At 36.9% G+C, this 8,661-nt stretch carries 6 protein-coding genes; 5 read left to right on the plus strand and 1 reads right to left on the minus strand.

Annotated features, from left to right (window positions below):
- Positions 1-1,116: 1,116 nt before the first annotated feature.
- Positions 1,117-1,887 (minus strand): energy transducer TonB, encoded by a 771-nt coding sequence (locus tag ACFIO3_RS05360; RefSeq protein ID WP_375606475.1) that lies wholly within the window; start codon positions 1,885-1,887, stop codon positions 1,117-1,119.
- Positions 1,888-2,130: 243 nt separating this feature from the next.
- Between ACFIO3_RS05360 and ACFIO3_RS05365 the strand changes: the two genes are divergently transcribed.
- The 5 genes from ACFIO3_RS05365 to ACFIO3_RS05385 all read left to right on the plus strand — a co-directional run bounded on the left by ACFIO3_RS05365 (position 2,131) and on the right by ACFIO3_RS05385 (position 8,431).
- Positions 2,131-4,308: a TonB-dependent hemoglobin/transferrin/lactoferrin family receptor gene (locus tag ACFIO3_RS05365; RefSeq protein WP_375606313.1), complete on the plus strand. Its 2,178-nt coding sequence runs from the start codon at positions 2,131-2,133 to the stop codon at positions 4,306-4,308.
- Positions 4,309-4,571: 263 nt separating this feature from the next.
- The gene (locus tag ACFIO3_RS05370) at positions 4,572-5,615 is read left to right on the plus strand and encodes a hemin-degrading factor (protein WP_375606314.1); all 1,044 of its coding nucleotides are present in this window, start codon (positions 4,572-4,574) and stop codon (positions 5,613-5,615) included.
- A gap of 13 nt (positions 5,616-5,628) precedes the next feature.
- Entirely contained in the window at positions 5,629-6,531 is a 903-nt protein-coding gene (locus tag ACFIO3_RS05375) for a hemin ABC transporter substrate-binding protein (RefSeq protein ID WP_375606315.1), read from the plus strand.
- 5 nt (positions 6,532-6,536) lie between these two features.
- Positions 6,537-7,634 carry a FecCD family ABC transporter permease gene (locus tag ACFIO3_RS05380; protein ID WP_375606316.1) on the plus strand — a complete coding sequence of 366 codons (1,098 nt, stop codon included), beginning with the start codon at positions 6,537-6,539 and terminating at the stop codon, positions 7,632-7,634.
- Positions 7,631-8,431, plus strand: a complete 801-nt coding sequence (locus ACFIO3_RS05385; RefSeq protein ID WP_375614970.1) for a heme ABC transporter ATP-binding protein — start codon at positions 7,631-7,633, stop codon at positions 8,429-8,431. Before ACFIO3_RS05380 ends, ACFIO3_RS05385 begins: the two co-directional genes overlap by 4 nt.
- Positions 8,432-8,661 lie beyond the last annotated feature (230 nt).

Genomic DNA, 8,661 nt, shown 5'->3' on the forward strand with positions numbered 1-8,661 from the left:
ATTACGTGATGTGTGTCATGGAAAATTACGGTGTTTACAAAGCGAGACTCACTGGGAAAATAGATATAAAAACCGACTTGCTTTCTGGTCGACGGAAATAATATGCCTGAACTTCCCAAGTAGCATTTGAAAGGGTTCATAAGAAGTGTTTTTATTCCTTTTTAAATAGTACCCACATACCAACCTTCTTAGGACGTATAAGAAAGTAATTTTAATTGATTCAGTATTCATAAATTCGAAATGAGAAAACCCTATACTATTTGGGTCTTTTATTTCAAATACAAAATGATGAATTATCATTATAAATCAACAGGTAGTACAAATAATTCATTTCTTCTCAACATAGATGACAATATCATAGAGATTACAAATATAAGAGAAGAGTGAAACAAATAGCTCATCCTTTTACTGTTGCTTATTAGTCAATATTCAAATCTTGTGAAACAGCTTATTTTAAGACTATTTTTTCTGCTTACAATATTTCTATACCCAATAGGGGCGCATTATTGTGTATATCGTTTGGGTTATCTCTGATAACAGAAAGAGAGACTCATTGAGTTAGAAAGCCTTAAAGACAAACAATTCTCTTCTGCCCCTTCCCTTTTCATTCGGTTTTACGACTTTTAAATATGTCAATATCTTTTAATAATGAAGATGAAGCTTTGCTTTTTTCTCATTTTTACATATAAGCTCACATCCTTTACACAAAACAGAGCATCCCCAAATAGTATGTTTTTCTTATTTATATTATTGTTTTATTTTAATGTTTCTAAGTCCATTTCACAACGGTGTATCTGAAAAGTACTTACGAAAATCTTCTCACGAATGGTATAAAAATCGATTAGACCTTTAATTAATAAAAGCTATAGCTCTATCATCCCTTAACTCCCAATGTTGCAAAAGCCCTTTCATTTAGAGCACTCATAAGAAGTATGTTCACTGCTTTTTAGAAGTTTTTTGTCCATGCTCCTCCTCAACTTGTATCATAAGTAAGCGGATGGTTTTGATTGATTCAACATCAAAAAAATTCGAATAAATTATATTTTAACTTTCATCAAAATTATAAACAATCATTATAAATCAATATATTATAAGAAAATCGCCCCGTATAAAAAATCAGCTAAATATTAGGGATACTCTAATTGTTTTATTCACTTTTGATGGTGGTGGTGGTGGAAAAGAACCAACGCGTCGAAGGGCTGCCATCGCTAATCGATCAAGTTCTGGATCTCCAGCAGAAACAACGACACGACTAGAAAAAATACTCCCCTGCTCATGCACCATAAATTCTAACTTCACCGTTCCTTTTGTACGATTGGTGCGCTGTCCCACAATATAATTTTTTTGCCTTTCTAATTGTGACTGTACCTTTGCTAACCACTCCATTAACAACATATCTTCAAGCCCTGCTGTACCGCCGCCCTTGTTGATGGAAGAAGAACGTACCGCCTTTGCATTGGAGCGCTTTACTACTGCCTTTGGCATCGGTATTGTTTTTTTGATAAACGCTTTATGCTCCACTTTTTGAGGTAGGGGTTCTTCCAAAGGCTTTAAATCATCTTGTTCTACTATATGCTGAGGTTCTTCCGATTGAACTTCATCCACGGATTCCAATCCTTCTGACTCCTGCTCTAGGAGATCAGACTGTAATACTTCTTGCTCTGTATTAATATCCAACTCTCTATGAATATCTGGCAAGTCTGTATCAACATCCGGATATACAGTTTCTTGCACAAAAGTCAGCATAATCTCCGACGAGAGCAAGCCATTACTTATACCAGTACTTTGAAAATAAAACTGTGCTGCCAATAATACATGCAAAAAGAAAGCCCCAATAAATGCACCAATCCAAAGAATTAATAATTGTTTCGTATTTGCAAAATTCATCGTTTTTTCTGCCACTATTTTAAGCTTAATATTGGTGTTCAATCTCATTAAAACAGGCTATTTTGAAATTGCAACTTTTTTCTTGACTGATTTTGTCATGTTTAATATGGTCTTCTAATGATTTTGTGCTGTTGTCAAAATCATTCCTACTTGGCTGGCAAGTTTTAATTAGTGAGTCCAGCTTTTTTGTATTAAAAAAATTTCAAAACAGAGAGGGGATGTTTAAAAGGGTTATGATGTGTTATGCAAATAAGACGAAAAAATATCTATAAAAGCTGTGTAATTTTAAGTGCATTATCGGTTTGTATACCTTCATTTGTTTTTGCACAAAATAAAGATGGAAGTGCTGTCACTGAACTCAAACCAATCCTTATTAAAGGAAAAAAAATAGAAGATGCTTCAAATTCAATAACCATTCTGACTGATCGTAAGACCAACAAGAATATTGATGAAAGACAAATAACTGATGTTTATGATGTGAGTCGTCTTAATCCTTCCGTATCCTATAACTCAGAAAATAACAGTTTCGTTATTCGGGGTTTAGATGCGAACCGTGTTCTTACGACAATGGATGGTATTTCTCTTCCGTGGTTTAATGATATATTCCGTGGTGGAGGTGGAAACACAACTTTTGATTTCAATGCTCTTTCTACGTTTGATACTATTCAAGGATCAGATTCTAGTCTTTATGGTTCTGGCGCCTTAGGGGGAATCATTGCGTTGCGTACCCTTGATCCTGAAGACCTGATCGTGGAAGAAAAGAATTGGGGAAGCCTTATAAAAGGTGGTTATAATTCTGTTGATAACAGCTGGCGCATCGATCAAGCTTTTGCTGTGCGTAATTACCGGACATTTTTACTTTTTCAAGGATCTTATGTAGAAGGTCATGAGCGCAAAAATATGGGAACAGTAGAAGGGTATGAGGAACGCACGCGCAAAAACCCTTCTCACTTTGATAAAAATAACTTACTTTTTAAAATTCATCAATATTTGAGTGATAATCACCGCCTTGGTTTTACCGCAGAGCGTTTTGGTCATAAGAGTAACACACATGAATTAAATTCGTCTAAAAGATACGCTCCAGGTTCCGTTTATGAGCAGGATAATAAACTTCGTGAGCGCTTTTCTCTTTCTTATAATTATAATGGTAATGGTGATGCAGTTCTTGATGCGTTTAATGGGCAGCTTTATTGGCAAAGGCAATCAAGTCGTTACGTTATGACAGGCGTTCGTGTTTCAGCCCCCAAAGGGGATTATTTGAGAGATAATTTCTTGCGTAATATCAATTATGGTTTCAATGCTGATGCCCTTAAAAAAGTGGATTTTGGCACTATAAACCATACGTTAAAGTTTGTAATGAGTGTTTCGTCATCTAAATTTCATCACTATTTGTTAGGTAAAGACAATTGTCATATAAAAGAATACGCTCGAGGATGTCTTTTTGTTCCTGCTAATCGATCAGATTCGCCAGACACAAATGGTTACAATTTAGGTTTTGTTTTTGAAGATGAAATTGGGTTGGTTGATGATCGTTTTCGTGTAACACCGGGAATCCGGTATGATTGGTACAAATATGTTCCTCAGAAAACACCTTCTTATGAGAAAGCTCTGATTTCTGATAAATTCCCTCCAGAAAGAAGTGGTTCACGCTTTTCTCCTAAATTACGCGTGGAGTGGGATGTTCGTAATCAAGTAACGCTCTATGCTCAGTGGGCTCAGGCTTTTCGTGCACCACGTATTCCAGAACTTTACGTCTCTTATATCAAACCTTCTGCTTATTACGTGAAAGGGAATCCTGATCTTCAACCAGAAACAAGCAATGGGTATGATGTTGGTTTACGGTATGGAAATGTAAATTTCGGTGGTTCCTTCAATGCCTTTTTTAATCAATATAAGAATTTCATAGATACTGAGGATAGAGGGCCATCAGAGGAATTTAGATTTGCGCGTCGGCATTATATGAATCGTTTTCACGTGCAAATTTTTGGTGTTGAGACAAAAGCCCATTTAGTTCTTAAAAACGGTTTTCATAGCAATGTTGCTCTTGCTTATTCACAAGGAAAAGATCTTGATAAAAAGGAGTATCTTAACTCAATTCCTCCTTTGAAAGCAATTATCGGATTAGGATATGCAAAAGAGGTTTGGGGAAGCGATATTATCCTTACTTTGGCAGCTAAACGTGATAAAGTAGCCGGAGAATCTGATTACCAAAAAATTCCAGGATATCATGTCGTTGATATGACAGGGTGGTGGAAACCATTCGGTGAAACAGGACCTATTCTAAGAGCCGGTGTTTATAATCTTTTCAATACAAAATATTGGAATGTATCTGAACTTCCTTCAGGTAAAAGTTCAACACCAAAAGACTATTATAGCCAGCCTGGTCGTAACTTTAAGGTGTCGTTTGTACAAAAGTTTTAGTCACTTCTGTTAATTATTCGGTCAATAAAATCATATTGATAAAAGGATTAATTATTGTGTTTCTATTTTCAACATCTTTAAAATTACAAAGATTTGGTAGAAAAGTTTTAATTCTTTCTGTTTTATCGTTTTTTGATTGCTCAGCTGTTGGCGATAGAGTGTTATTTTGTGATAGATTGAACTCTTAAAAGAATTTAATTTATTGCCTTGGAATTGTAAAATTTGAAAGTTAGTTTTTGAGTTAAGTAGCATAAGGTAAATTCATGGCACATACAGCTGAAATGATTCTTCGTTTGCGTGAAGAAAAAAAAGAAATGCGAAACCGCGATTTTGCGGTTTCGATTGGTATATCTGAAGCGGAGCTTATTGCGGCTTATTGTACCATTGGAAAAGCAAAAAGGCTACAAACTGATGTTGCTACTCTCTTGGAAAATGCACCTCGACTTGGAACCGTCATGGTCTTAACTCGCAATGAATATGCTGTTCACGAAATAACGGGACGCTTTGAAAAAATTGTTCAAAACGAACATATTCCTATCACACTTGGTGAAATTGATTTGCGTATTTTTACAAAACAATGGAAGTTCGGTTTTGAATATGATGTCGTTATTCTTGGAAAACCTACAAAAAGTCTGCAATTCTTTGATCAACATGGCGTTGCTATCTTAAAGGTCTATTCTAAAGATATGACAAATATGGAAGAGTGGAATAAACTTGTTGAAAAGCTCCTTCTTGAAGATCAGTCTCCTGTTCTTAACATTCTTCCCGTTTCTCTCCCAGCCCAGTGTGACATAACAGAATTGGATATTGAGAGTTTTCGGGACCGTTGGCGGAAAATGACAGATGTACACCAACTTCACAAAATTATTTCCGAATTTAAAATTAATCGACATCATGCTGTAAAATATGTTGGTAATGAATTTGCCGATGAATTACAGGTAAATGCTGTTGAAATAATGCTTAACCAAGTCGCACAACAAGAACTGCCAATCATGTGTTTTGTTGGGAATAAAGGGTGTATTCAAATTTTTAGTGGGACTGTAAAAAATATTAAGCAAATGGGACCTTGGCTTAATGTTCTTGATCCAAGATTTGACCTTCATTTACTCACGTCTGGGATTTCTAGTGTATGGCATGTTCGCAAACCTACCCGTGATGGTTATGTCAGTTCACTTGAAGTTTTCGATAAAGATGATGAGATGGTTATTCAATTTTTTGGCGTACGCAAAGAGGGTCAAAAAGAACGTGAAGATTGGCGTTCTTTATTGAATAGTTTGCCATCATGCCAAGAAAACAGCAGTAACTAAGATAAGGTTAGACATGTTCATATCTCTTTTACATAGGTTATCAAACCTTTTTCTTATGTGTTTACTGCTCTCTCTTACTTGTTTTTCTAAACAAGTGATTGCTGAACCTGCAACGCGTTTTCCTGAAAATGCTCGAATTGTTTCTATCGGCGGAGCACTTACAGAAATTGTCTATGCATTGGGAGCCCAAGATCAACTTGTCGCCCGTGATAGTACAAGCGTCTACCCACAAGAAGCGCTCAAGCTTCCTGTGCTAGGATATATGCGTGCTCTTTCACCTGAGGGGGTTTTATCACTTGCTCCAGAGGGTATATTGCTTGTTGAAGGAAGTGGTCCCGCTTCAACAATTGATATTCTCAAAAAAACATCGATACCTCTGGTGATCATACCAGAAGACTACTCCCGTGAAAATGTGATAGAAAAGATTCGCCTCGTTGGTCAAGCCATTCATCGGGAAGTGCAAGCCGCAGCGTTAATTGAGAAATTGAAGCGTAATTTTTTAGACAACGATGCGCTTTTGGCGAAAGTAACAACACCAAAGCGTGTTCTTTTTGTTTTCTCTGTGCAAAATGGACGCGTCATGGCATCTGGAACAGGTACTGCAGCTGATAGTATGATCAAACTTTCAGGCGCTATCAATGCTATCACCGATTATAAAGGATATAAACTTCTCAACGGCGAAGCATTATTGAAATCAGATCCTGATGTTATTTTGCTTGTAAAACATGGTGCAAGATCAACCAGCATTGATAAGATTTTAGCCATACCGGCAATTCAAGCAACAACTGCAGCGAAAAATCATGCCATAAAACAGATGGATGCTATGTATTTTTTGGGATTTGGTCCACGTACTGCAGACGCATCAAGAGAGCTTATTGAGATACTTTATGGTGCACATCAAAACGGTAAGAGCTGATAAAAATGGTAGACGGTACATCCAGGATGCATTTACCTAAAGAAAAAGAAGGTAAAAAAATAAACCGTTCAAAGCAGGGGAAGATTTTATTATTAAGCTTAATAATATTCCTTATTTTAAGTATTTTTGGTGGGCTCTTGAATGGTGCAGCAAAGGTTTCTTTCGTTGATCTCCTCCATGTGATGCTTACACAAGATTTTTCGGTAAGTAGTAAAACGCGTGATTACCTCGTGCTCATCGACATAAGGCTTCCCCGTGTTATCTTGGGATTATTGATTGGAGCAGCTTTAGCTGTCTCCGGTGTTCTTATGCAAGGGCTTTTTCGTAATCCTCTTGCAGATCCCGGAATTGTAGGTGTATCAGCAGGTGCTGGACTTGGAGCAGTCTTAGCAATTGTTGTCGGCATTGCTTTTCCTGTTTCATTTGCACCTTTTCTAGAGCCTTATAAAGTTATCATAGGTGCTTTTTTTGGTGGACTTTTATCAACGATTATTCTCTACATAATAGCAACACATAACAGCTTTACCTCTATTGCAACCATGCTGCTTGCTGGTATTGCTCTTGGTGCATTAAGTAGTGCTGTTGTCGGAACATTGATTTTTGTCGCAAATGACCAACAACTGCGTGATATCACTTTTTGGAGTCTGGGCTCTCTTGCGGGCGCTACATGGTTGAAAGTATGGCTCGTTCTCCCTTTTATCGTTATTGGTCTTCTTTTCTCTCCCTTTTTATCACGAGCACTTAATGCCCTTGCTCTTGGAGAAGCTGTTGCTGGCCATATTGGTTTCCATATTCAACGCGTCAAAAATATTTCTATTCCCCTTGTTGCTCTTATGTGTGGTAGTGCTGTTGCTGTCAGTGGTGGTATTGGTTTTATTGGTATTATTGTTCCTCATATTTTACGTCAGCTCATAGGTCCTGATCATCGCTATCTCATTCCTTGCTCTGCTCTCTTGGGAGCAGCATTACTTATTTTTGCTGATATGTTTGCACGCTTAATTGTTGCCCCCGCAGAATTGCCGATTGGGATTGTAACAGCACTTTTTGGTGCACCTTTCTTTCTATGGATCCTTATATGCAAACGAGGAACAGACTTTTCATGATTGAAGCGACAAATATTTGTGTTCAGCGCGGAAAAAAACAGATTCTTAAACACATTAATCTTCAAGCTAAAAGTGGTGCTTTTACCATTATTATTGGCCCTAATGGATCAGGAAAAAGTACTTTTATCAAAGCTCTGAGTGGTGAAATTCCTTACAGTGGAAAAATAACTTTAAATGGTTATAATGTATGCCAAACAAAAACTCATGTAATGGCAAAAATGCGCGCTGTACTACCACAATCAACAACGCTCGTATTTCCGTTCTTAGTCCATGAAGTTGTAGGGCTTGGCCTTTCTGTAAACCAATTTAGCACTGCCAAAGCCGAATTGCAAAATCTTATCCAGAAAGCTTTAGATCGCGTTGACCTTTCTGATTATGGTAACCTATATTATCACCAATTATCAGGTGGAGAACAAGCGCGCGTACAACTTGCTCGTGTTCTTTGCCAAATCTGGAAACCTGTTCATAATGGGGTTCCTCGCTGGATGATATTAGATGAACCTATTGCTAGCCTCGATATTCAACATCAAATCATCGTTATGGATATTGCTAAACAATTTGCTCATTCTGGTGGCGGCGTTCTCGCTGTTCTTCATGATCTCAATCTTGCAGCACATTATGCAGATAGCATGATCTTGCTAAAAGAAGGAGAGATTTATTGCGAAGGAAATGCGACTAATGTTTTGACAACACAAAATCTCCGCGATGTTTATCATTGTTCCTTAAACGTTTCTGAATTACCTAAAGAAGATATCCCATTTATACTCCCTCAAACAGCATCCTCTTATGAGGTTTAGATCCTAAAGCAGTCAGCTTCAATCTAAAAATTAATGTACCTAGCACAATAAAGTACGCAAATATTCAAGATTCTATTTTATTTTTAATGAACTCCTTTCTATCATCTAACGTCTTCCGCTCGCATCAAAGATATTTTTGGAAAAGACTATCTGTTTAAAATCTTTCAAGATTTTACGTACTAAAAATATTTGAGATTTTGTTTTGCTATCATAATTTTATATAATGCAAG

Source organism: Bartonella sp. AD328YNZD, from assembly GCF_042196425.1.

Coding starts and splice junctions, on each gene's coding strand:
- ACFIO3_RS05360 (WP_375606475.1), bottom strand. CDS start 1,887: ATGAATTTTGCAAATACGAAACAATTATTAATTCTTTGGATTGGTGCA.
- ACFIO3_RS05365 (WP_375606313.1), top strand. CDS start 2,131: ATGCAAATAAGACGAAAAAATATCTATAAAAGCTGTGTAATTTTAAGT.
- ACFIO3_RS05370 (WP_375606314.1), top strand. CDS start 4,572: ATGGCACATACAGCTGAAATGATTCTTCGTTTGCGTGAAGAAAAAAAA.
- ACFIO3_RS05375 (WP_375606315.1), top strand. CDS start 5,629: ATGTTCATATCTCTTTTACATAGGTTATCAAACCTTTTTCTTATGTGT.
- ACFIO3_RS05380 (WP_375606316.1), top strand. CDS start 6,537: ATGGTAGACGGTACATCCAGGATGCATTTACCTAAAGAAAAAGAAGGT.
- ACFIO3_RS05385 (WP_375614970.1), top strand. CDS start 7,631: ATGATTGAAGCGACAAATATTTGTGTTCAGCGCGGAAAAAAACAGATT.